This is a genomic window from Candidatus Methylomirabilota bacterium (genome assembly GCA_036005065.1).
Lineage (GTDB): Bacteria > Methylomirabilota > Methylomirabilia > Rokubacteriales > DASRDR01 > DASYQW01.
Map to the genome: position 1 here is coordinate 1 of DASYQW010000165.1, position 21,819 is coordinate 21,819.

Consider the following 21,819-nt stretch of genomic DNA (forward strand, 5'->3'; position numbering starts at 1 on the left):
CCCTGACCGCCGCGGCGGTATCCGCCTTCGGCCGGACGGCGGCCGCGGCTCCCGCCGTCAAGGGCCTGGCCCAGATCTCGATCGCCATCAACCAGTCGCCGTGGCTGCCCGGGTTCCGGAAGCTGGTCGACCTCTACCAGCAGCAGTCCGGCAACAAGGTCCAGCTCCAGCTCTTCCCCTTCACCGGCCTCCTCGAGAAGTCCCTCAACGCGATGACCGCGGGCTCCAAGGAGTTCGACATCATCAACCTGAACGAAGGCTGGTACATGACCTTCTACGACCGCGGGTGGATGACCCCGCTCAAGGAGATCGACCCCGGCTTCGAGCTCCCCAAAGAGGTCATCGAATACGATTACGCCGGCCGCTGGGACCCGAAGAAGAAATACTCCACCAAGGACGGCATCCTCTACGGCGTGCCCATCAGCGGCATCTTCCAGCTGTTCGCCTATCGAGGTGACCTGTACGAGAAGGCCGGGCTCAAGCCGCCCGAGACCTGGGACGACGTGATCCAGGCGGCCCGGAAGCTCCACGACCCCCAGAAGGGCCTCTACGGCTATGCCGCCCGCGGGCACCGCGACGGGGTGTGGTGGGATTGGATGCCGTTCCTCCGCGGCTACGGCGGCGACGTCTTCAAGAGCCCGCCCGACGACTGGACGGTGGTCATCAACAGCTCGGAGGCCGTGAAGGCGCTCGAGCTCTACGTGAGCCTCACCCAGTTCTCGCCCCAGAACGTGGGGGACCTCAACCAGGCCGAGCAGATCGCGCTCTTCACGGCCGACAGGGTTCTGCAGACGGTCATGGCCAGCTCCACCTACCCCGACATGGACAACCCCGAGAAGTCGCGGGTCGTCAACAAGGTCCAATGGACCGCCGTCCCGAAGCCCGCCGGCGGGCGGCACTCCGCCACCATGGGGATCTGGGTCATGGCCATCCCCCGGGTCGTCGACCAGGACAAGAAGAAGGCGGCGCTCGAGTTCCTCAAGTGGGCGATCACCAAGGACGCCCAGATGGAGTACGCCCGGTTCGGCTCCATCCCGGTCCGCCAAGACGTGCTCGGCTCCGAACTGGCCAACGAGCCGCGGTTCCGGGTCCTGAAGGCCAAGGCGGCCAGCACGCCCTACATCCGGGCCTTTCCCCGGGTCGCCGAGGGCCCGAAGCTCACCGAGGTCCTCGGCCTCCGGCTCAACCAGGCGGTCACCAAGAGCCTCGGCCCGAAGGACGCCCTCGACAAGGCTGCCGACGAAATCTTCAACATCATGAAGCGGGCGGGCTACCAGACCGGGAAGCTCGGCTAGGTCATGGGAGGGGGCCTGGACGGCCCCCGCCCAGACCCACCCCCAGGAAGGTTGCGCGGGCGAAGCCCGCGCTCGGAGCGGAACACCAACCGTAGGCGGTTGTGATAGTCGCCTGGCGCCTGGTTAACCCGACAGGCTGGTAGTTCCTCGGATATCGGAGGGCCCGTGGAGAAGCGTGGGGTCGGGATCGGGCTGCCAGGCCTCGGAGGGGCGCTCGATCGGACATTCCGCTATTGGGCGCTGCTCCCGGTCTTCGTGGTCCTCCTCCTGCTCACCGCCTATCCCCTGGTTCAGCTCGTCGGCATGAGCCTCTCCGACTACACCTTCGGCGGGGGCTCGATCGTCGCTCACTACTCGGGGCTCCGGAACCTGGAACTGATGGGCGAGGACACGGTCTTTCGGGCCGCCGTCCGGAACACGCTCGTCTTCGTGGTGGGCGTGGTCCTGGTCGAGTTCGTCCTGGGCTTCGTGGTGGCCCTCCTGGCGAGCGGCCTGCCTCGCGGCGGGGGCCTCTTCAAGACGGTCCTCGTCATCCCACTTCTCGTCCCGCCCATCGCGATCGGCACGATGTGGCGGCTCATGTACCAGAGCGAGTTCGGCGTGATCAACGCGCTCCTGCGGGAGCTCCGGCTCCCCACGCCCAACTGGCTCGGCGACCCGGCTATCGCCCTCGGGTCAGTCATGATCGTGGACGTGTGGCACTGGACCGCCTTCATGTTCCTGATCCTGCTGGCCGGGCTCGAATCGCTTCCCGCCGAGCCCTTCGAGGCCGCCCGGGTCGACGGCGCCTCTGCCTGGCAGGCCTTCCGGGCGCTGACTCTCCCCCTCATGCGGCCGATCATCCTGGTGGCGCTCATGCTCCGGACTGTCTTCGCCTTCAAGGTCTTCGACGAGGTGTTCCTCCTCACCACCGGCGGGCCGGGGACGTCCACCGAGGTCGTCAGCATGTACATCTACAAGGTGATCTTTCGGACCATGGAGCTGGGCTACGGCTCGTTTCTCTCTGTGGTGGCCGCCCTCCTCACCTCCGTCTTCGTGCTGGGCTACTTGTGGACGCTGCGGCGCGAGCGCATCGCCGCCTGACGGGTGGGGGGTGGGGGACGCCGGCCCGCTACGCCGGTCTCGTGGTGGCCTCGGGGCTCACCCTGGCGCCGTTCCTCTGGGTCGGGACCAACGCCTTCAAGTTCTTCAAGGACATCGTCCAGTGGAGCTGGACCTTCGAGCCGACCCTCGTCAACTTCCGACGGGTCCTGTTCGAGCAGGACATCAGCTTCCTGCGACTCGGCGTCAACAGCCTGGTCATCGCGCTCGCCTCGATGGCGATCTCGCTGGTCTGCGGCGCGCTCGGCGCCTACAGCCTCTCGCGGTTCCGGTGGTCCCGCGCCGTCACGGCGTTCGTCCTGGGCTGGATGCTCTTCGTCCACATGGTGCCGCCCATCACCTTCACGGGGCCGTTCTTCCTCCTGGCCCGGTTCTTCGACGTGTACAACACCTACCTCCCGGTCATCGCCGCCCACACGATCATCACCCTCCCCGTGGTGATGTGGATCATGAAGGGCTTCTTCGACGAGCTTCCGAAGGAGCTGGAGGAGGCCGCCATGGTGGACGGCTGTAACCGCACCGGGAGCTTCCTCCGCATCGCGCTCCCGCTGGCCGGGCCCGGGTTGGGAGCCGCGGCCATCCTGGCGTTCCTCTTCAGCTGGAACGAGTTCCTGTTCGCGCTGACCCTGACCTCGACGGCCGAGGCCACGACGATTCCCGTCGGCGTGGCGAAGTTCTCCCAGGAGTTCGCGATCCTCTACGGGGAGATGAGCGCGGCGTCGATCCTGGCCAGCATTCCGGCGCTCATCTTCGTGGCGGTCGCCCAGAAGCAGCTGCTCAAGGGCCTCACCCTCGGCGCCGTCAAGGGCTAGACACGTGTCGGAGTAACCGGCGCCGGCCACCGAGCGCGTGGTGCGTCGAGGAGTGCTCCGAGCGGCGGCTTCGCCGCCGCCACGACGGGGGGGCCTCGGGGGGGGTCTTCCGAGACCCCCCCGAAATGACCTAGGCTCGCGGAGGGAGCCGTCATGCGCGGGTACATCCTGGGATGCGGGACGCCGACCCCGACCGCCGAGCGGTACGGGTCCTCCTACGTCCTCCAGCTCGGCGACCAGTACGTGATGTTCGACTGCGGGCCGGCGACCACCTACAAGCTGGTCAAAGCCGGCCTCGTTCCGACCCGGGTGGACTACCTCTTCTTCACGCATCACCACTTCGACCACGACGTGGACTACCCGGCGTTCCTCCTCACCCGCTGGGATCAGTCCGTCGGCCGCGAGGCGGTGCTGCAGGTCTTCGGCCCCAGGCCGACCGAGGCGCTCACCCGCGGGATCCTGGACGAGAAGGAGGGGATCTTCGCCCACGACTGGATCGCCCGCGTCAACCACCCCTTGAGCCTGAACGCGTACCGGCGGCGGGGCGGCGTGCTGCCGCGGAAGCCGCCCGTCGTGCACGCCCGGGACGTGGGGCCGGGGCAGCTCGTGCGGGGCAAGGACTGGGAGGTGCGGGCGGCGCCGGCCGAGCACGTCCAGCCCTGGCTCGATTCGCTGGCCCACCGGGTGGACTCGTCGCAGGGAAGCGTCGTGATCACCGGCGACACCCGGCCGTGCGCGAGCGTGGTCGAGCTGGCCCGGGGCGCCGATGTGATGCTGTGCGTCTGCGTGTTCGTGCAGGAGGACATCGACGGGACGCCGGAGGCCGACGCCATGTGCGGCAGCACCGCGGCCGCCCGCATGGCCCAGGAGGCCGGCGTCGGCACCCTGGTCCTGGTCCACCAGAGCCAGAGTCTCGAGGAGCCCGGAAACATGGAGCGCGCCCTGCGCGACATCGGCCGCGTCTACGACGGCCGGGTCGTCTGGGGGCGCGAGCTGCTCGCCCTCGACCTCTGAGAGCCCGTGAAGCACTCGACGCGCGAGGTGTCCGTGCGAGGAGGCAAGGGTGCGGCGGCCTGCTGGTGGGGGGAGTTGGGGGGGAGCGGCAGCAGGCGCTCCCACCCCAAGCCGAACTGACCCCCCGATGGCCAAGATCGAGATCGACGGCGTCGGCAAGCGGTTCGAATCGGACGATCCGGACGGTGGCCTCGTCCTGGACGGGATCAGCCTGACCATCCAGGACAACGAGTTCGTCACCCTGGTGGGGCGGAGCGGCTGTGGCAAGACGACGCTCCTCAACATCATCGCCGGCCTGGTCGCCCCCACCACCGGCGAGGTGCGGGTCGACGGTCGTCGGGTCACCGGGCCGGGGCAGGGGAAGGGGATGGTGTTCCAGCAGCACGCCCTCTTCCCGTGGCTGACGGCCCTCCAGAACGTCGAGTTCGGGTGCAAGAGCCGCGGCATGCCGGCGGGCCCGCGCCACGAGGTCGCCCGGCAGCTCATCGAGCTGGTGGGCCTCCGCGGCGCCGAGCACAAGTACCCCCTCGAGCTCTCCGGCGGCATGCAGCAGCGCGTGGCCATCGCCCGGGCCCTCGCCCTCGACCCGGAGATCCTGCTCATGGACGAGCCCTTCGGGGCGCTGGACGAGCTGACCCGCATCGAAATGCAGGAGGAGCTGTTGCGCGTGTGGTCCACGCGCAAGAAGACGGTCGTGTTCGTGACCCACTCCATCTCGGAGGCGCTGGTCCTGTCCGACCGGGTGGTCGTGCTCACCGCCCGCCCGGGGCGCATCCGCCACGAGTTTCCGGTCAGCTTCCCGCGCCCTCACGAGCGGACCAAGCCCGAGTTCGTCGCCCTCTATGACGACATCTGGCGGAGCCTGGCCTGAGCCTCGGCGACCGACCTGGGCGCGCCGGCTCCGGGGGGCCGGCTGGGCCGGGCTCGTGTTCGTCGGCTTGCTGGTGGTCCTCTGGCAGCTCGCCTCCCTGGCCGGGCTCGTCAAGGTCTTCTACTTCCCGCCGCCCACCCGGCTCGCGCTCGCCTTCTGGGAGCTCGCCTGGGACGGCTTCCCCCAGGGGATCCGCATCGGCACCCACGTCGCCGTCACGCTGGAGCGGATCGCCCAGGGATACCTCCTGGCCGTCGCGGTCGCCGTGCCGCTCGGGGTCCTCATCGGCTGGGTGCCGGCGCTCGACACGCTCACCCTGCCGCTGATCACCTTCGCGCGATCGGTGGCCACCATCAGCCTCCTCCCGCTCGCCATCGTCTGGTTCGGGGTCGGGGAGCTCTCGAAAGTGCTCCTCATCGCCTACGGCTGCTTCTGGGTGATGCTGACCAACGTGATCGCCGGCGTGAAGTACATCGACCCGCTCCACGTCCGGGCCGCCCGGACGCTGGACACCGGTCCGGTCGGGATCTTCGTGCGCGTCGTCCTGCCGGCGGCGCTGCCCCGGATGTTCGCAGGCATGCGGATCGCGCTCGGCGTCGGCTTCATGGTGATCGTGGGGGTCGAGATGATCGGGACCATCCACGGCCTCGGCGCGCTCATCATGGAGGCGCGGACGTTTTACCGGACCGACATCAGCCTGGTCGGGATGGCGGTGATCGGCCTCTTCGGGTTCGGCATCTCGGCCGGCCTGGGGTGGCTGGAGCGCGTCCTCCTCCCGTGGGAGCGCGGGCTCGAGTCCGTCCGCCGATGAGCGGCCCGGGCCGATCCCCAGGCCGATGAGGACCCGGGTCGGGCGCGATGTCGTGCTGAGCCTGGCCGGGACCGTCGGCGTGGTGGCGGCCTGGGAGGCCGTGTCGCGGAGCGGCCTGGTGAGCCCCCTCGTCTTTCCCCCGCCGAGTCGCGTGGTGGGGGTCACCCTCGCGCGCATGCCGGTGGCGGAGCTCCTCGGGCACGTGGGCACGAGTCTGGGCCGGATCTGCTGGGGGTTCGGCGTGGCGGCGGCGCTCGGGATCCTCGTCGGGATCGCATCGGGCTGGTACCGGTGGCTCGGCGTCCTCATGCATCCGGTCATCGAGCTCCTCCGGCCGATCCCGCCGCTCGCCTGGATCCCGATCGCCATCATCTGGTTCGGTCTGGGGGAGGCCTCCAAGGTGTTCGTCATCTTCCTGGGCGCCTTCTTCCCGGTGGTGACCAACACCTACCGGGGCATGGTCGGCATCGATCCCATGCTCCTGCGGGCGGCCCAGACGATGGGGCTCGCGGGGCCCGCCCTCCTCTTCCGGGTGGCCATCCCGGCCGCCATGCCCGACATCGCGACGGGCATCCGGGTCGGCTGGGGGCTCGCCTTCGGTGTCCTGGTGGCGGCCGAGCTGATCGCAGCCGACCGCGGGATGGGGTTTCTCGTCATGCATGCCCGACAGTTCGGCGAGATCGGGGTCATCATCTTCGGGATCCTCCTGATCGGGGCGACCAACCTGATGACCGACTACGGCATCGGGGAGGTCATCCGGCGGCGGCTCCTGCGGGGACGCGGGGCTTGACCGGCCCGACGCCAGACACCAAGATGGCGGCGTTCCGCTCTAGCGTTCGATAAGGAGGCGACCATGCGTCGACATCAGTGGGGCATCCTGGCGGGCGTGGGGCTGCTGCTGGGACTGGCGGGAGCGGCCATCGGCCCCGCCGGCGCGGCCGAGCCGGAGATCCGGAAGCTCGCCCTCGGGTTCGGCATCGACCTGCCGTTCGCGCCGCACATCGTGGCCATCACCAAGGGATGGTTCAAGGAGGCCGGCTTCACGGAAGTCACGACCAAGACGTTCACGGCGGGGGCCCTGGCCGGCGAGGCCCTGGTGGCCGGGGAGATCCAGCTCTGGACCCCGGGCAACCTTCCGCCCATCTCGATGTTCCACAACGGGATCCCCATCGTGATCCTCGGCACCAACTGCGTGAACTGGGGCCTGGACAAGCTCGTCGTCCGGAAGGACGCCAACGTCAACACGCCGCAGGATCTCTACCGGATCAAGATCGGCCTGCTCCAGGGCTCCACCGCCAGCGCCGACCTTCACCAGCTGGCCAGGCACTACGGTCTCGACGAGGGGCGGCTCCAGGTGGTGAACCTCCCGCCGCCGGAGCAGCTCGCCGGCCTGGTGTCGGGGAACATCCAGGCGCTGCTCTCCTGGGAACCGTGGCCGTATCGGGCGCTCCAGGGCGTCGACGCCAGGGTCGTGCACACCGGCCTGATCAGCTACTTCGCCGGGAACCAGGGCGAGCGCGTGAAGATCTCGGACAACCGCTCCGTGTGGGTGGCCTCCCAGGAGTTCGCGCGCAAGAACCCGCGGGCGGTCCGGGCGATCATGCAGGTCCTGCTGCGGGCGCAGAAGTACGTGGCCGATCCGCAGAACAAGGAGGAGGTGCTGCGCCTGTTCTCCGAGTTCCAGAAGCAGGACCTCGCGACCAACCGGGCCCTCTGGGACAACTACGTCTTCAACCCGGTCTTCGACGAGGCGTACGTCGCGGACATGGAGCGCACCACCGCCTTTCTCGAGACGTCGGGTCGGATCAAGAAGCGGACGCCCATCCTCGACTACACCTACACCGATCCCGTGGGCGAGGTGGACGCGTCGCTGGTGAAGGTCAGGGGCCGCTGGAAGCCGTGAGGGACCCCCTCACCCTGACCCTCTCCCCCGGTGGGGGAGAGGGGAAAGGGGGAGCAGCGCGTGGCGGCTGAGGTGATCCGCGTCGGGATGATCGGGGCCGGCTTCATCAGCGCCTACCACCTGGCCGGGCTGGCCGCGGCCGGCGGCGCGGAGGTCCGGGTCCTGGTGGGTCGCACGCCCGACCGCGCCGCGGCCCTGGCCCGGCGGTTCGGCATCCGCGACGTGGTCCGCGACTACCGCGCCGTGCTCGACCGGCCCGACGTGGACGCCGTGATCATCGCCACGCCCGACGACACTCACGCGGAGATCGCGATCGCGGCCGCCGAGGCCGGCAAGGCCATCCTCCTCCAGAAGCCGATGGCCCGCACCTCGGCCGAGTGCCGGCGCATCATCGCCGCCGCCCGGCGGGCCGGCGTCGACCTCCAGGTGAGCTTCATGCACCGCCACTTCGAGGAAGTCGTGCGGGCGCGCGAGCTCCTGGCCGGCGACCAGCTCGGACCCGTGTTCGCCGTGCGGATGCGGAACGCCACGCCCGGCCCCGACTGGCACGACTGGTTCTTCTCGCGGGAGACGGTGCCGAGTGGCGTCGTCCTCCAGCTCGGAGTCCACGGGATCGACCTCCTCCGGCACGTCATCGGCGACATCGCGTCGGTCACCGGCACCCTGGCCACCCTGCAGGCCGAGCGGGTCCTGGCCGACGGCCGGACCGTGCGGCCCGAGAACGCGGACCACGCGCTGGCCGTCTACCGGTTCCAGGCCGGCGCCCTCGGCAGTCACGAGATGAGCCTGAGCGAGATCCAGGGCTGCGACCGGTTCCGGCTCGAGATCTACTGCGCCGATGCCACGCTGTGGCTCCGGAGCGAGCGGGGCCCGCTGGCCGTCTACGCGCCGGCGCTCACGGGTTCGCGCGGCTGGTTCGTCCCCGACTTGCCGGCCCGCCCCTTCGGCGAGCGCCAGCACGCCCGCTGGCTCGACAGCCTGCGGGGCACGATGCCTTCCGACCGGACGGCCGAGGACGGGCTCGCCACGCTGCTGGTCGCCGAGGCGCTCTCCCGCGCGGCCGCGGCCGGGCGTCAGGAGCCGGTGGAGAGCTCGGCTTCCGGCGTCGGCGCGGAGACGGCCTGAGGTGGCGCCCCCGATCCGGGTCGGCATCCTCAGCTTCGCCCACTATCACGCGAACTTCTGGGCCGAGGTCTTCCGTGAGTCGCCGCTGGCCGAGTTCATCGGCGTCTGGGACGACGACACCGCTCGGGGCGCCGAGGCCGCCCGGCGGTATGGGGTCCGGTTCTGGCCCGACCTCGGGCCGCTGCTGGAGGCCTGTGACGCCGTCGGCATCACGTCGGAAACGGTGCAGCACCTGCGCCTGGTGGAGGCCGCGGCCCGGCGCGGGCGCCACATCCTGTGCGAGAAGCCGCTGGCCACCACGCTCGCCGACTGTGACCGGATCGCGGCCCTGGTGGCCGAGGCCGGCATCGTCTTCATGCAGAGCTTCCCGAAGCGCTTCGATCCCGTGAACCACGAGCTCAGGCGGATGATCCGGGGGGGCGAGCTCGGCCGGGTCGCGCTCGCCCGTGTCCGCCACGGACACGCCCACGGGCTCGAGTCCGACTTCATCCGGCAGTGGTACGTCGATCCGGCGCGCGGGGGTGGAGGGACGCTCCTGGACGAGGGGGTCCACGCGGCCGACTTCCTGCGCTGGCTCTTCGGGGAGCCCGAGAGCGTGACGGCCATGATCTCGAGCGCCGCGCTCGGGCTTCCGGTCGAGGACGCGGCGGTCGCCGTGTTCCGGTTTCCCGACGGCCTGCTGGCCGAGGTGACGACGAGCTGGAGCTTCGTCGCGGCCGACAACTCCGTCGAGCTCTACGGCACGGGAGGCACCGCGATCCTGGCGGGCGTCGACCTCGGCTCGCGCGACATCACGCGGGATGGGTTCCTCAAGACCTTCCGGGTCGCGCAGTCCGAGCGGCGCTGGGCCGTGTCGCCCATCGTCCCGCGCTTCAAGACCGGAGGCTTCCACCAGCAGAACCCGCTCCACTTCCTGGAGGCGCTCCACCACGGCACCCCGACGCCGGTGACGGTGGAGGACGGGCGCCGGGCGGTGGCGATGATCCTGGCCGCCTACCGGGCGGTGGAGACGGGGCAGCGCCAGACCGTCCCGGCCCCGCGCTAAAAGCCCGAGGCCCCTCCCATGATCTCGGCCGGGGGTTGACCCGGTCAGGCCGAAGCGGATATCGTCGCGGCGGGGTCGCGCATACCTCGGGACCGAGGAGGTCAGGACCATGGACGAGCACGGCGCCACGCGGCCGGTCACACGACGGAGCATCCTCGGAACGGGCCTGGCCGCCATCGGCGCCGGGATCGCGGCCGCCCCGCGACGCGCGCCGGCCCAGGCCGGCCGGGGCAAGCCCTTCGCCGGGACGACCCTCAACGTCTCGGCCTGGAGCGGGCCGTACCCCAAGTGGCTCGGCGATTACGTTCCGGAGTTCGAGGAGAAGACCGGCATCAAGGTCAACTACGAGACGCCCGCCTTCCCGGTCTACAACCAGCGGGCGGACCTGGAGCTGTCGACCAAGGGCAGCGCCTACGACGTGCTGAACCTCACCTTCATCTACTCGAGCCGCTGGATCGGCGCCGGCTGGTTCACGCCGCTCAACGAGTTCCTGAGCGACCCCAACAAGACGGCTCCCGACTGGGAGCCCGGCGACTTCCTGGCGGGCGCGGTGGCGCCCCTCAAGGACCCCAAGGGGAACGTCTACGCCTTCCCCTGGATCGCCGACGCCTACATGGCGGCGGCCGCCCGCTACGATCTCGTCGAGAAGGCCGGCCTCCGGATGCCGGAGACCTTCGACGACATCGTCAAGCTCCTCAAGGCCGTCCACGACAAGGAGGGCGTCAAGGGGTTCGTCAACGAGAACCACCACGGCTGGACCTGGATCCCCTATCTCCAGGGGTTCGGTGGCAACGTGTTCCGAAACCCGCCCGAGGACCTCATGCCGACCCTCGACACCCCCGAGGCGGTCGCGGCGGCCGAGTTCTACGCGAACCTCCTGCGCGCGTACGGGCCGGACGGGATTCTGTCGTACACGTACGACCAGGCGCTGAACAGCCTGCAGCAGGGCCGCGCGAACTACATCACGTTCAACCAGGCGTGGCTCGTGCAGCTCGGAGACCCCAAGAAGAGCAAGGTGGCCGGCACCGTCAACTACTCGCTGATGCCCGCCGGACCCAAGGGCCGATTTCCGGGGATCGCCTCCCACGGCTTCGGGATCCCGGTCGGCTCGAAGAAGAAGGATGCCGCCTGGGAATTCGTCAAGTGGTCCCTGTCGAAGGACATGATGCGGCGGATGCTCACCGAGAAGGGCTATGGATCGATCACGCGCCGCTCGATCATCGCCGGTCCCGAGTTCAAGCAGAAGATGACCATCAACGGCCGCGACGTCGCCGACCTCTACCTCAAGACGATCGACCTGGCCGCGCGGGGCTACATGAAGTATCGGACGGTCCACGTCTACCCGCAGGTGGACAAGCAGATCGACAAGGCGATCGAGCTGATCACCTCCGGGCAGATGTCGGCCAGGGAGGCGATGCAGAAGGCGCAAGCCAACTCCGTCGCCGATCTGAAGAAAGCCGGCGTCAAGCTGTAGTCCGGCCCGCCCGGACCCGCATCCATGAGCGGCGGCGTCGCCAACGTAGCCGTCGGCCCCCGGGCGGCGGCGCGACTGCTCCGGCCGGGCTGGGCGGCCGAGCGGCGCCGGGCCTTCCTGATCGGGTTGGCACCGGCGCTGGTCGTGCTCGCCGCCATCACCGTGGCGCCGGCTCTCTACCTCCTCGTGACCAGCCTGACGCCGCTGAGCCTCGTCCGCCCCGACGAGACGGCCTGGAACTTCTCGAGCCCGTGGGCCAACTTCGTCGAGCTCGCCGGCGACGAGCGCTTCACGAACTCCCTGTGGGTCCAGCTCCGGCTGTCCGTGTCCACCGTCACCCTGCAGCTCCTGGCCGGGCTGGCGGTGGCGCTCCTGCTGAACGCCCGCTCACGCTTCCTGGGGGCCGTGCGGGCGACCTTCCTGATCCCGATGGTCTTGCCGCCGATCGTGGTGGCCATCCTGTGGAAGGTGCTCTACACGCCGGAGATCAGTCCGCTCCACCGGGTGCTGGCCGCCCTGGGCCATCCCATGCGCGCGCTGATCACCGACCCGAGCTGGGCGCTGTGGGCCATCGCGGTCGCCGACGTGTGGGAGTGGTTCCCGTTCACCATGCTCATGGTGCTGGCCGCGCTCCAGATGATGCCGGCGGAGCCGCTGGAGGCGGCCCGCATCGATGGCGCCGGCCCCTGGCCGCTCTTCCGGTTCGTCGTGCTGCCCCTGCTCAGACCGACCCTGGTGGTGGCCGCTCTGTTCCGCCTGATCGACAGCATCAAGGCGTTCCCCCTCATCTACGTGCTGACCGGGGGCGGGCCGGGCACGGTCACCGAGGTGACGAACTACTACGCCTTCGTCCAGGCCTTCAACTTCTCGTACTGGGGCTACGCCAGCGCCATCACGGTGGTGATGGTGTCGGGCGTCTTCTTCCTGAGCTGGGTGATCAGCCGCCTGGTGGGCCTCGAGGTCGACGTTGAATAGCCAGGCCCGGCGCCGCGCCGGCCGCGGCCCGGCGACGTACGTCTCGGCCGGCCTCCTGCTGGCCGTCGTGCTGTTCCCCTTCCTGTGGCTGCTCCAGATGTCGTTTCGGCCCAACGAGGACATTCTCGGCTACAACCTGCTCTTCCGCCCGACCCTGGAGCATTACCGGGCGCTGCGGGTGGGGCACTTCCCCCGGTCCTTCGGGAACAGCGCGATCGCCAGCGTGACCTCGACGCTGCTCTCGCTCCTGGTCGGCGTCCCCGCCGCCTACGCGCTCTCCCGGGGCCGCTTCCGCGCCAGCCGCCGGATCGCGCTGTGGGTGCTGGCCACCCGCATGGCGCCCCCCATCGCGTTCACGATCCCGTTCTTCCTGGCCTACCGGTATCTGGGGCTGCTGGACACCATCCCCGGGCTGGTCCTCATCTACCTGACCTTCAACCTCGCCCTGGTGATCTGGTTGATGCGCACGTTCTTCGACGGCGTGCCGCGCGCCCTGGAGGAGGCGGCCTGGATCGACGGCTCGAGCATCTGGGGCTCCTTTCTGCGCGTCACGCTGCCGCTGGCCGCCCCGGGGCTGGCGGCCACGGCCGTGCTGTGCTTCATCTTCTCCTGGAACGATTTCTTCTACGCGCTGATCCTCACCCGCACCAAGGCCATGACCGCGCCGGTGGCGATCGTGAACTTCATGCAATACGAGGGCTGGGAGTGGGGCAAGATCGCGGCCGGCGGGACCCTGGTGATGCTGCCGGTCGTGGTCTTCTCGCTGATCGTCCGCCACTATCTGGTCAGCGGCCTGACGGCCGGTGGGCTCCGTGAGTAGCCGGCCCGCCACGTCGCGGCCGACGGGGGACGCGAAGGCATGACGACACGGCGGCTCGGGTTCATCGGCCTGGGAGCGGGAGCAGGCGACCGGGGTCCCGGCCCGCTGCGCTCCCTGGAGAGCCTTGGGCGGCCGCCAGATCTTGCGTGAAGAGGCGCGGTTCGGCTGGCTCTCCCTGTCGCCGGCCCTCGGGTTCTTCGGCCTCTTCGTCGGGTTCCCCATCGTGTACGCCTTCTACCTGAGCTTCCACGAGTGGAACATGATGTCGCCCGAGCCCACCTGGGTGGGCCTCGACAACTACGCGGCGCTGCTCCGTGACGAGACGTTCATCCGAAGCCTCGTCCAGACCGCCGTCTTCACCGTCGGGATCACCGGGTGCCTGGTGGTGTTTTCCCTGGCGACCGCGCTGCTGCTGGACCAGAAGCTCAAGCAGATCCGGCTCTACCGGACGATCTACTACCTGCCCGCTGTCACCTCGGTCGTTGCCGTCGGCATCGTGTGGCTCTGGATCTTCGATCCGCAGTACGGCCTCCTCAACCAGGTGCTGCGGGGACTGGGCGTGGCGGGCCCTCGCTGGCTGGCCGACACCCGGCTGGCCCTGGGGTGCCTGGTGGTCACGGCGGCCTGGCGGAACGTCGGGTACTTTGCGACCATCTTCCTGGCCGGACTGCAGGGGATCGACACCATGTACTACGAGGCGGCTCGGATCGACGGGGCCGGCGCCTGGGGGTGTTTCCGGCGGATCACGTGGCCGCTCCTCCGGCCCACCACCCTGTTCGTCGTCGTGATGTCGGTGATCCTCTCGTTCCAGGTCTTCGCGCTGGTCTACGTGATGACGGGCGGCGGCCCCGATGGGGCGACGTCGGTCGTCGTGTTCTACCTCTACCAGCAGGCGTTCACCTATTTCCGGATGGGCTACGCGGCCGCCATCGGCTACGTCCTCTTCGGCGCGATCTTCGTGCTGACGCTGCTCCAGTTCCGCTTCTTCGGCCGGCACCTCGAGGTGTGAGGGGCCGACCGATGAGTCGCCGCCCGGCGGGGCTCACACTCCTGCTCCACGCGCTGCTCGCGGGCGGAGCGGTCCTCATGCTGGCGCCATACGTCTGGATGGTCTCGTCGTCGTTCAAGCCGAGCGCGGAGATCTACTCCGCCACGATCCAGCTCATTCCCCGGCACCCCATCGTCGACAACTACCGGACCGCCGTCCACCGGGAGCCGGTCGTCCGGGCGATCCTGAACAGCCTCGTGGTGGCCTCGGCCGAGACGCTGGCGGTGGTGGTGACGAGCGTGTTCACCGCCTACCCGTTTGCCCGCCTCCGGTTCCGGGGCCGCGATGCCGTGTTCCTGATGGTCCTCGGCACCATGATGATCCCGGCTCAGGTGACGATGATCCCCACCTTCATCCTCATGCGCTGGCTCGGCTGGATCGACACCTACCAGGGGCTGATCGTGCCCCGGATCATGACGCCGCTGGGCATCTTCCTGATGCGTCAGTTCCTGCTGACGCTGCCCCGGGAGCTGGAGGAGGCGGCCCGGATCGACGGCTGCGGCCGGCTGCGTACGCTGGTCCAGGTCCTGGTCCCCCACCTGGGACCGGCCATGGCCACCCTGGCCATCTTCACCTTCACCGCGTCCTGGAACGAGTTCTTCTGGCCCCTGATCGTGGTGCAATCGTCCGAGATGCGGACCATCCAGCTGCTCATCGCCGCCCTCAAGCAGGCGGAGGCCGTGGAGTGGGGCGTGGTCATGGCCGTGGTCACCCTGTCGGTCTTCCCGACCGTCGTCATCTATCTGGCCCTCCAGCGCTACTTCGTCAAGGGCATCGTCATGAGTGGGCTTCGAGGGTGAGTCGCTCCGAAACCGGGCACGAGAGGAGGTACCTCATGTCTCGACCAGGCAAGGCCGGCGGCCTCGCGCGGCGGACCTTTCTCAAGACGGCGGCGGCCGGCGGCGCCGGACTCGTCGTGGGCGCCGGGCGGCCGGCTCGAGCCCCCGGCCAGCCGAAGAAGCAGACGGTCACGCTGTGGGCGCACTTCGCCGGCAAGAACTACGAGATCCTCACCCGGCTCATCGGGGAGTTCAACCAGGCCACCCCGGACGTGGAGGTGAAGGCGACGTCGTACGGCCCGGCCGAGATCCTGCCCAAGTATCTGGCGTCGGTGGCGGCCGGGGCGCCGCCGGACATCTTCCACGCCCCCGGGTACGTCCCCCCGGACCTGGCGCTCAACAAGGTCATCGCTCCGGTGGACGACCTGGTGAAGCTCGACCCGACGACCTACAAGAACTTCGATCCCATCACGATCTATGGTGGGCGGCGCTACGGGGTGCCCGTCAACGGGGGCCTCGGCGTCATGTGCTACAACATGGAGCTCTACGAGAAGGCCGGGCTCGACCCCCAGAGGCTCCCCGAGACGTGGGACGATCTGATCGCCGCGGCTCGCAAGATGACCAATGCCGCCGAGAACCAGTGGGGGCTGATGCTGGGGAACAAGGCGGGCTTCACCACCGCTCAGGTCTACTGGACGTTTCTCCTGTCGGCGGGGGGCGAGCTCATCAGCCCGGACGGCAAGGCCAGCGCCTTCAACTCCGAGCCGGGCCTGGAGACGCTCTCCTTCCTGGCCGAGGCCGTCCACAAGCACAAGGTCTCCCCGCACAAGCTCTACACCGATGTCGAGGCGTGGAACGACTGGGGGACGCGGAGGATCGGATCGATCCTCCTCTACCCCGTGTTCACCGCCAACATCCTGGCCACCAGGGTCCGGAGCATGACCAAGACGGCGCCCTGGAAGCTCCGGAAGGCGGCGCACTTCGCCGGCAACTACTGGACCATCTCGAGCCTCGGCAAGAACAAGGAGGCCGTCGCCAGGTTCTGCCAGTGGTGGGTCCAGCCGGCGGTCAGCGGACGCTGGGCCGGCGAGAGCGGCGCCCTTCCCAACTCGCAGGCTGCCGCCGACCATCCGAGCTTCAAGCAGTTCCTGGCGCAGAATCCGCTCGGCCAGGCCTTCCTCGACACCATCCCGTTCGCCCGTCCGTTTCCCGGGGTCGTCGGCCTGCCGGCCGTCATCCAGATCGTCTCGGAGATGGTCGAGTCGGCGGTGGTCGGCGGGGTGGCGCCCCGGGACGCCCTCGCCAAGGCGGCCACCCGCGCCGATCAGGAGCTGAAGCGTGCCCAAAAGGCATAGGGCCCCGTGGAACGGCTCCCGGCCGTCGACGCGCATCATCACCTGTGGGACCTCGGCGCCAACCATTATCCCTGGCTGGTCGGGCCGCCCGTCGAGGCCCACTTCGGCCCGTACGACAAGATTCGGCGGAACTACCTGATCGAGGACTACTGCGCCGACATCCGGGATCTGGGCATCGTGAAGTCGGTGCCCGTGGAGGCGATCGGAGGCGCCACCGTCGACTTCCTCGCGGCCGTGGAGCGCGGCACGGCGCCGGCCTGCTCGTTCGCCGACGCCTGGCTCTCGGTGCGCCTCATCGAGGCCGCCTACGCCTCGGCGGATCGGGAGGGCGCATGGGTCGATCTGTGAGAGCCCGGGGTCTGGTCATCGCCCTCTTTCTGGCCGGATGCGCGGCGCCCGGCCCGCCGTCCAATGAGAGCGCCGGGGCCGATCCGGCGCGAGCGGAGCTGCGGGAATCGATCGAGGAGCTCCGGCGCGACCTGGCTGACCTGCGCGCCCGGCTCCAGGCCTACCGGGGAGTCGCCGTCGATCGGCAGGACCTGGCCGGCGTGCGGGCGGAGCTGGACGCGGCGCGGACCGCCGTGCAGGCGCTCGTGCGGGATGTCGAGCAGCGTCAGCTCGAAGGGAGCCAGGCGGCAGGCCGGCGGGTGGCCGCCGTGGAGGCCCGCGTCGCCGAGCTGACCGAGGCGGTGAAGCGCCTCGAGGCCGCGGTCGGAGCGCTCGGAGAGCGTCAGGGACGGACCGAGGAGGCGGCGCCCGGCCCGTCGGCCGCGACCGCCGTTCCGCCGCCCCGCGAGCCACCGGGGGCACCCGGCGTGGCGCCTGACGTGCGTACGATCCGCCGGGTCACTCCCACGGAGGCCGCCGGCGAGACCCGGGTCAGCGTCGAGGCCGACGGGCCGCTCCCCCACCGGGCTTTCACGCTGGCCGACCCGCCGCGGCTCGTCGTGGATTTCGACAACGCCGTCTACGGGTTCGACCGGGCGCCGATGGCCCCGGGGGGGCCGATGGTGGACCGGATTCGCTTCATCCAGCTTCGCGGGAGCCCGAGCCCCGTGATCCGCCTCATCCTGGGCCTCAGGCGCGAGGTCCCGTACTGGATCGAGTCGCTACCCCGCGGGCTGGTGCTCCACATCGGCGCCAGCGGGCCGTCCCGGTGAGAGGAGTCCGACCCATGCGACCGACGAACGTGCTCTTCATCTTCTCGGACCAGCACAGCCGCCGCGTGCTCGGCTGCTACGGGAACCCGGTGGCGCGGACGCCGAACCTCGACCGCCTGGCCGCGGCGGGGACCCGCTTTCGCAGCGCGTACTGCCAGACGCCGATCTGCGTCCCGTCGCGGGCGAGCCTGGCCACCGGCCGCTGGGCCCACGCGATCGACTCGTGGGACAACGCCACGCCGTACACCGGCACCGAGGCGCCGAGCTGGGGGCACCGGCTGACCCTCCAGGGCCACAAGGTCACCACGATCGGCAAGCTCCACTACCGGAAGGTCGACGATCCCAGCGGGTTCCCCGACCAGCGTGTGCCAATGCACGTGCTGGAAGGCGTGGGCGATCTGTACGGGCTGCTTCGCGGCGACATGCCGGTCCGCCCGCAGAGCCGAGAGCAGGTCCTCGAGGCCCGGGCGGGGGAGAGCGAGTACACGCGCTATGACCGCGCCATCGCCGAGATGAGTGCCCGCTGGCTCCGCGAGGAGGCCCCGGAAGAGCGGAAGCCGTGGTGTCTCTTCGTCGGCTTCATCACGCCGCACTTTCCGCTGGTGGTGCCCGATCGGTACTGGACCCTCTATCCGCCGGATTCACTGCCGCTGCCGGTCCAGTACGCGCCCGAGCACTGGTCGCGTCACCCCGTGCTGGAGCTGAAGCGCCGCCAGGAGGCGCTCGACTCGCCCTTCGACGAGGCGACCATCCGGAACGCGCTGCGGGCCTATTACGGGATGGTGACCTTCCTCGACGAGCAGATCGGTATCGTCCTCGCGGCCCTCCGGCAAGCCGGGCTCGGCGAGACCACGCGCATCATCTACTCGACCGACCACGGCGAGATGCTGGGCGAGCACGGCCTCTGGTGGAAGAGTGCCATGTACGAGAGCGCGGTGGCCGTGCCGCTGATCGTGGCCGGTGCCGACGTGCCCCGGGGCCACGTGGTCGGAACCAACGCCATGCTGGTCGACGTCTTCCCGGCCATCGTCGACGCGGTCGGCGCGCGCCCGGCGCCTGACGACCGGGACCTGCCCGGCGAGTCTCTGTGGACGCTCGCCCGGGAGGGCGATCGCCCGCGGGTGGCCTTCAGCGAGTACCACGCCATCTTCTCGCCGAGCGGCATCTTCATGATCCGCACCGCGCGCTACAAGTACGTCCACTACGTCGGCTCCCCGCCACAGCTCTTCGACATGATCGACGACCCCGAGGAGACCCGCGACCTGGCCGGGACCCGGGAGCACGCCGAGGCGCTCCGGGGCTGCCGGCAGGCGCTCCGCGCCATCTGCGACCCCGACCTGGTCGATCGGCGGGCCAAGGCCGACCAGCGGCGCCGGCTCGAGGCTGCCGGCGGAGTGGAGGCGGTCATCGCCAGCGGGGTGAAGATCCCCTACACGCCGGCGCCGGCCGAATTCGATCCGGCGCCCGTCGAGGCGCGCGAGCGCGCCAAGCACCTGGAGTCCTCACGCTAGAGGGATGCATGTTCAACCACCCAGGAGCTGGTCAGCGACTCGCAGGAGGCGCCAGCCGTCCAGGGCCCGGGCGTTCAGCGAATCCCAGAGCGGTCGGGGGCCGGTGTGGTGGAAGGTGTCGAAGATGACGGCCCGGGCGCGCCCGCCCGATCGCATCGCCAGGTGAAGGCTCTCCGTGTAGGGGATCGAGCTGTCCTCGGCGCCGTGCGCGATCAGGAGACGCCCGGGCAGGCGGGCCACGGTCGGCCCCGGCGAGAGGCGCTCGAGGGCCTGGCGGGCGCCCGGCGGAAGGCGGGCCAGGAGGAGGTCGACGGCGTCCTCGCGCCGGTTCCGGACGAGGGCGAGGATGCTCCGGCCGGCCTCCCCGAGGCCGGACTCGAGGGCGCCGGTGTCAGCGGCCGGATTGGCGAGCTTCCGCGTCGCGATGGGCTGGAGGCGCGCCCGGTCTGCCTCGTCCTCCACGAAGCCGACCAGGAGGGCCAGGAGCTTCCAGCGGTTGTACTCCTCGGGCGCCGTGACGTACCGGCGTCCTTCGAAGGTGTGGACCCCGGTCGTGATGAACGTGACGACGTGTCGGAGGTCCGCGTAGCCGCCGAAGCTGCCGACCAGGCGCAGCTCGGGCCGGCGGGCGGCCGCCAGGAGCGTGGGGCCGGCGCCGAAGCTGAATCCGGCCACGCCCACCTGGCGGCTCTGTTCGAGGAGATGGCGGAGGGCCTGCTCGATCTCGTCCACCTCGCGGCCGCCCAGCCGGAAGGTCCGGAGCCCTTCGAAGTCCGGCACCATCACGAGCTGACCGTGTCGAGCCAGGACCTGGGCCAGCCGCTGGAGCTCGGGATGGCGCCGGCCGGCGGGCGACAGGCCGTGGACGAGGAGGATGGCGCCGCGCGGCGTCGCGGGCCGGTAGACGTCCGCGTCGAGCGGTCGGCCGGCCCCCGGCAGGCGGAGCTCGCCGCGCGTCGGCTCGTGGGCGAGTGGGCCGAGGAACGCCTGGCTGGCGGGGACCGCCAGGGCCATCGCGAGGGTGACACTGGGACCGTAGCGCAGGCCGAGAGCCAGGACGAGGAGCGCGCCGCCGACTCCCGCGCCCACGAGGTAGCGCGTCCGTCGCCGCATGGCGGCTCCATCATACTGAGGGAGCCGCGCGTGCGTCGACTCGAGGGAGGAGCGTATGGGTGAGCCGGGCGGGGTTGCCATCGTGACCGGGGCGTCGCGCGGGATCGGGCGGGCCGTCGCCCGCGCCCTCGCCGAGGCCGGCTACCGGGTGGTCGTGAACTATCGGGAGCGCGAGGGGGAGGCGCGTGCGCTCGTCGACTCCATCGCGGCCGCCGGCGGACAGGCCCACGCGCTCCGAGCCGACGTCGGCGTGCCCGAGGAGAGCCGCGCCCTGGTCCGCTCGACGCTCGAGATGTTCGGTCGGGTCGACGTCCTGGTGAACAACGCCGGCGTCCACCTCCCGGGCGTGAGACTGGCCGACGTCCCCCCTGCCGACTGGGAGCGGATCCTCCGGGTGAACCTGAGCGGCCCGTTCCACCTGATCCAGGCCGTGGTGCCTCCCATGCGCGCACGGCGGAGCGGCCACATCGTCAACCTCTCCTCCAACGTGACCCAGCGCTTTCCTGCCGCCAGCGGCCCGTACACCGTGTCGAAGAGCGGCCTCGACGCCCTGACCCGGATCCTGGCCAAGGAGGAGGGGCCGCACGGGATCCGGGTCAACGCGGTGGCGCCCGGGCCGATCGCCACCGACATGCTGGGCGAGTCGCTCGACGCGCTGGGCCCGGAGCGGGCCGAGGCCTTCGTCCGCTCCGTCCCGCTCGGCCGGACGGGACGGCCGGAGGAAATCGCCGCCGTGGTCCGCTTCCTCGTCTCCGACGAGGCGAGCTACCTGACCGGCCAGGTCATCTACGTGAACGGCGGCGGCCCCGGCTCGCTGTAAATCAGCCACCGACGCCGAGGTACGTCGAGAGCGTCCGGGCGTCCGCGCGGAGGGCGGCCGGGAGAATCGGGGCTGTCCCAGTTGGGAGTCACCATATTTATTGACAAGCCCGGGCGGCGCCGCGTAAGGATATGGGCATCTCGGTGGTCGGGATGGAACCGAGGCTGTCCGGCGGCGAGGGGTGCCGCGGTGAGCGGTAGGCCGGATGGATGATTCCCCCGGGACGGCGCGGGAAAAGGGGGGGAGCCGTGCTGGTGTTCGTCTTCCTCGTGCTGACCCTCGGCCTCGTCACGTCGCTTCTGCCCTTCATCTACCCCGACACGATCATGAACGCGCTCGGGGCCTATCTCAACGTCGTGGTCGGCGAGTTCCTGGTGACGACGCTGCGGCTGGGAAAGGGCTCGCTGGTCGACGTGGCGAACGGGACCTACGCGCTGAACCTGGGCGGCGTGATGGCAGTCTACGGCACGCCGCTCATCCTGATCCTGCTGGTCCTCCGGGGCCGCTAGTCCCTTCGGAGGGGGCCTCCGCGGCCCCCTCCGAGACCTCCCCCAGGACAGGTTGCCCCGGCAAAGCCGGCGCTCGGAGCGGGAACAGCGACCGTCGGCGGTCCGCGTTCGCGTAGCGCTTGTTAACCCGACAGGCTCCTAGTTCTTCGGGGGGGTCTCGGAAGACCCCCCCGATGCCCCCCCTCGGTTGCGGCGGCACAGCCGCCGCTCGGAGCGCTCCTCATGCGCCACCGTGCTCGGTGGTTGGCGCCGGGTCACTCCGGCCGGCTCCCGGTGAC

The 21,819-nt window shown here is 70.1% G+C and carries 22 protein-coding genes; 21 read left to right on the plus strand and 1 reads right to left on the minus strand.

Features of this window, described 5'->3' with window-relative positions:
- The 19 genes from VGW35_11945 to VGW35_12035 form a co-directional block, all read left to right on the plus strand.
- On the plus strand, nucleotides 1-1,295 hold a 1,295-nt coding region (locus VGW35_11945), incomplete at its 5' end, for a sugar ABC transporter substrate-binding protein (GenBank protein ID HEV8308370.1).
- A gap of 165 nt (nucleotides 1,296-1,460) precedes the next feature.
- Nucleotides 1,461-2,378 (plus strand): sugar ABC transporter permease, encoded by a 918-nt coding sequence (locus VGW35_11950; protein HEV8308371.1) that lies wholly within the window; start codon nucleotides 1,461-1,463, stop codon nucleotides 2,376-2,378.
- A complete protein-coding gene (locus tag VGW35_11955; protein ID HEV8308372.1) occupies nucleotides 2,345-3,208 on the plus strand; it encodes a carbohydrate ABC transporter permease in 864 nt (287 codons plus the stop codon). The genes VGW35_11950 and VGW35_11955 overlap by 34 nt, the downstream gene beginning before the upstream one ends.
- A 153-nt stretch (nucleotides 3,209-3,361) precedes the next feature.
- The gene (locus tag VGW35_11960) at nucleotides 3,362-4,222 is read left to right on the plus strand and encodes an MBL fold metallo-hydrolase (protein ID HEV8308373.1); all 861 of its coding nucleotides are present in this window, start codon (nucleotides 3,362-3,364) and stop codon (nucleotides 4,220-4,222) included.
- 127 nt (nucleotides 4,223-4,349) lie between these two features.
- The gene (locus VGW35_11965; protein ID HEV8308374.1) at nucleotides 4,350-5,093 is read left to right on the plus strand and encodes an ABC transporter ATP-binding protein; all 744 of its coding nucleotides are present in this window, start codon (nucleotides 4,350-4,352) and stop codon (nucleotides 5,091-5,093) included.
- Nucleotides 5,065-5,904, plus strand: a complete 840-nt coding sequence (locus VGW35_11970; GenBank protein ID HEV8308375.1) for an ABC transporter permease — start codon at nucleotides 5,065-5,067, stop codon at nucleotides 5,902-5,904. Before VGW35_11965 ends, VGW35_11970 begins: the two co-directional genes overlap by 29 nt.
- A gap of 25 nt (nucleotides 5,905-5,929) precedes the next feature.
- Complete coding sequence (locus VGW35_11975) at nucleotides 5,930-6,694, plus strand: ABC transporter permease (protein ID HEV8308376.1); 765 nt, start codon at nucleotides 5,930-5,932, stop codon at nucleotides 6,692-6,694.
- 63 nt (nucleotides 6,695-6,757) lie between these two features.
- Nucleotides 6,758-7,807, plus strand: coding sequence for an NrtA/SsuA/CpmA family ABC transporter substrate-binding protein (locus tag VGW35_11980; GenBank protein HEV8308377.1), 1,050 nt, complete (start codon nucleotides 6,758-6,760; stop codon nucleotides 7,805-7,807).
- A 60-nt stretch (nucleotides 7,808-7,867) separates the two neighbouring features.
- A complete protein-coding gene (locus tag VGW35_11985) occupies nucleotides 7,868-8,932 on the plus strand; it encodes a Gfo/Idh/MocA family oxidoreductase (GenBank protein HEV8308378.1) in 1,065 nt (354 codons plus the stop codon).
- 1 nt (nucleotide 8,933) lies between these two features.
- Nucleotides 8,934-9,977, plus strand: a complete 1,044-nt coding sequence (locus VGW35_11990; protein HEV8308379.1) for a Gfo/Idh/MocA family oxidoreductase — start codon at nucleotides 8,934-8,936, stop codon at nucleotides 9,975-9,977.
- A 109-nt stretch (nucleotides 9,978-10,086) separates the two neighbouring features.
- Nucleotides 10,087-11,451: an extracellular solute-binding protein gene (locus VGW35_11995; protein HEV8308380.1), complete on the plus strand. Its 1,365-nt coding sequence runs from the start codon at nucleotides 10,087-10,089 to the stop codon at nucleotides 11,449-11,451.
- A gap of 24 nt (nucleotides 11,452-11,475) precedes the next feature.
- Complete coding sequence (locus VGW35_12000) at nucleotides 11,476-12,426, plus strand: sugar ABC transporter permease (GenBank protein HEV8308381.1); 951 nt, start codon at nucleotides 11,476-11,478, stop codon at nucleotides 12,424-12,426.
- A complete protein-coding gene (locus VGW35_12005; GenBank protein HEV8308382.1) occupies nucleotides 12,419-13,246 on the plus strand; it encodes a carbohydrate ABC transporter permease in 828 nt (275 codons plus the stop codon). Before VGW35_12000 ends, VGW35_12005 begins: the two co-directional genes overlap by 8 nt.
- A 124-nt stretch (nucleotides 13,247-13,370) precedes the next feature.
- Nucleotides 13,371-14,255, plus strand: a complete 885-nt coding sequence (locus VGW35_12010; protein HEV8308383.1) for a sugar ABC transporter permease — start codon at nucleotides 13,371-13,373, stop codon at nucleotides 14,253-14,255.
- A gap of 11 nt (nucleotides 14,256-14,266) precedes the next feature.
- A complete protein-coding gene (locus VGW35_12015; GenBank protein ID HEV8308384.1) occupies nucleotides 14,267-15,094 on the plus strand; it encodes a carbohydrate ABC transporter permease in 828 nt (275 codons plus the stop codon).
- A gap of 35 nt (nucleotides 15,095-15,129) precedes the next feature.
- Nucleotides 15,130-16,428: an extracellular solute-binding protein gene (locus tag VGW35_12020; protein ID HEV8308385.1), complete on the plus strand. Its 1,299-nt coding sequence runs from the start codon at nucleotides 15,130-15,132 to the stop codon at nucleotides 16,426-16,428.
- Nucleotides 16,429-16,434: 6 nt separating this feature from the next.
- Nucleotides 16,435-16,776, plus strand: coding sequence for a hypothetical protein (locus tag VGW35_12025; protein HEV8308386.1), 342 nt, complete (start codon nucleotides 16,435-16,437; stop codon nucleotides 16,774-16,776).
- Nucleotides 16,761-17,588 carry an AMIN domain-containing protein gene (locus tag VGW35_12030; GenBank protein HEV8308387.1) on the plus strand — a complete coding sequence of 276 codons (828 nt, stop codon included), beginning with the start codon at nucleotides 16,761-16,763 and terminating at the stop codon, nucleotides 17,586-17,588. Before VGW35_12025 ends, VGW35_12030 begins: the two co-directional genes overlap by 16 nt.
- A gap of 14 nt (nucleotides 17,589-17,602) precedes the next feature.
- Nucleotides 17,603-19,099, plus strand: a complete 1,497-nt coding sequence (locus VGW35_12035; GenBank protein HEV8308388.1) for a sulfatase-like hydrolase/transferase — start codon at nucleotides 17,603-17,605, stop codon at nucleotides 19,097-19,099.
- A gap of 12 nt (nucleotides 19,100-19,111) precedes the next feature.
- Here the strand turns inward: VGW35_12035 and VGW35_12040 are convergent, their stop codons facing one another.
- Nucleotides 19,112-20,212 (minus strand): hypothetical protein, encoded by a 1,101-nt coding sequence (locus VGW35_12040; protein ID HEV8308389.1) that lies wholly within the window; start codon nucleotides 20,210-20,212, stop codon nucleotides 19,112-19,114.
- A gap of 55 nt (nucleotides 20,213-20,267) precedes the next feature.
- Between VGW35_12040 and VGW35_12045 the strand changes: the two genes are divergently transcribed.
- The gene (locus VGW35_12045; GenBank protein HEV8308390.1) at nucleotides 20,268-21,032 is read left to right on the plus strand and encodes a 3-oxoacyl-ACP reductase family protein; all 765 of its coding nucleotides are present in this window, start codon (nucleotides 20,268-20,270) and stop codon (nucleotides 21,030-21,032) included.
- Nucleotides 21,033-21,280: 248 nt separating this feature from the next.
- Nucleotides 21,281-21,541: a hypothetical protein gene (locus VGW35_12050; GenBank protein ID HEV8308391.1), complete on the plus strand. Its 261-nt coding sequence runs from the start codon at nucleotides 21,281-21,283 to the stop codon at nucleotides 21,539-21,541.
- The last annotated feature ends 278 nt before the right edge of the window (nucleotides 21,542-21,819 follow it).

What these genes read in the sequence shown, in the direction of transcription:
- VGW35_11960 (HEV8308373.1), top strand. Translation starts at nt 3,362, where the DNA reads ATGCGCGGGTACATCCTGGGATGCGGGACGCCGACCCCGACCGCCGAG.
- VGW35_11965 (HEV8308374.1), top strand. Translation starts at nt 4,350, where the DNA reads ATGGCCAAGATCGAGATCGACGGCGTCGGCAAGCGGTTCGAATCGGAC.
- VGW35_11970 (HEV8308375.1), top strand. Translation starts at nt 5,065, where the DNA reads ATGACGACATCTGGCGGAGCCTGGCCTGAGCCTCGGCGACCGACCTGG.
- VGW35_11975 (HEV8308376.1), top strand. Translation starts at nt 5,930, where the DNA reads ATGAGGACCCGGGTCGGGCGCGATGTCGTGCTGAGCCTGGCCGGGACC.
- VGW35_11980 (HEV8308377.1), top strand. Translation starts at nt 6,758, where the DNA reads ATGCGTCGACATCAGTGGGGCATCCTGGCGGGCGTGGGGCTGCTGCTG.
- VGW35_11995 (HEV8308380.1), top strand. Translation starts at nt 10,087, where the DNA reads ATGGACGAGCACGGCGCCACGCGGCCGGTCACACGACGGAGCATCCTC.
- VGW35_12000 (HEV8308381.1), top strand. Translation starts at nt 11,476, where the DNA reads ATGAGCGGCGGCGTCGCCAACGTAGCCGTCGGCCCCCGGGCGGCGGCG.
- VGW35_12015 (HEV8308384.1), top strand. Translation starts at nt 14,267, where the DNA reads ATGAGTCGCCGCCCGGCGGGGCTCACACTCCTGCTCCACGCGCTGCTC.
- VGW35_12020 (HEV8308385.1), top strand. Translation starts at nt 15,130, where the DNA reads ATGTCTCGACCAGGCAAGGCCGGCGGCCTCGCGCGGCGGACCTTTCTC.
- VGW35_12030 (HEV8308387.1), top strand. Translation starts at nt 16,761, where the DNA reads ATGGGTCGATCTGTGAGAGCCCGGGGTCTGGTCATCGCCCTCTTTCTG.
- VGW35_12035 (HEV8308388.1), top strand. Translation starts at nt 17,603, where the DNA reads ATGCGACCGACGAACGTGCTCTTCATCTTCTCGGACCAGCACAGCCGC.
- VGW35_12040 (HEV8308389.1), bottom strand. Translation starts at nt 20,212, where the DNA reads ATGCGGCGACGGACGCGCTACCTCGTGGGCGCGGGAGTCGGCGGCGCG.
- VGW35_12045 (HEV8308390.1), top strand. Translation starts at nt 20,268, where the DNA reads ATGGGTGAGCCGGGCGGGGTTGCCATCGTGACCGGGGCGTCGCGCGGG.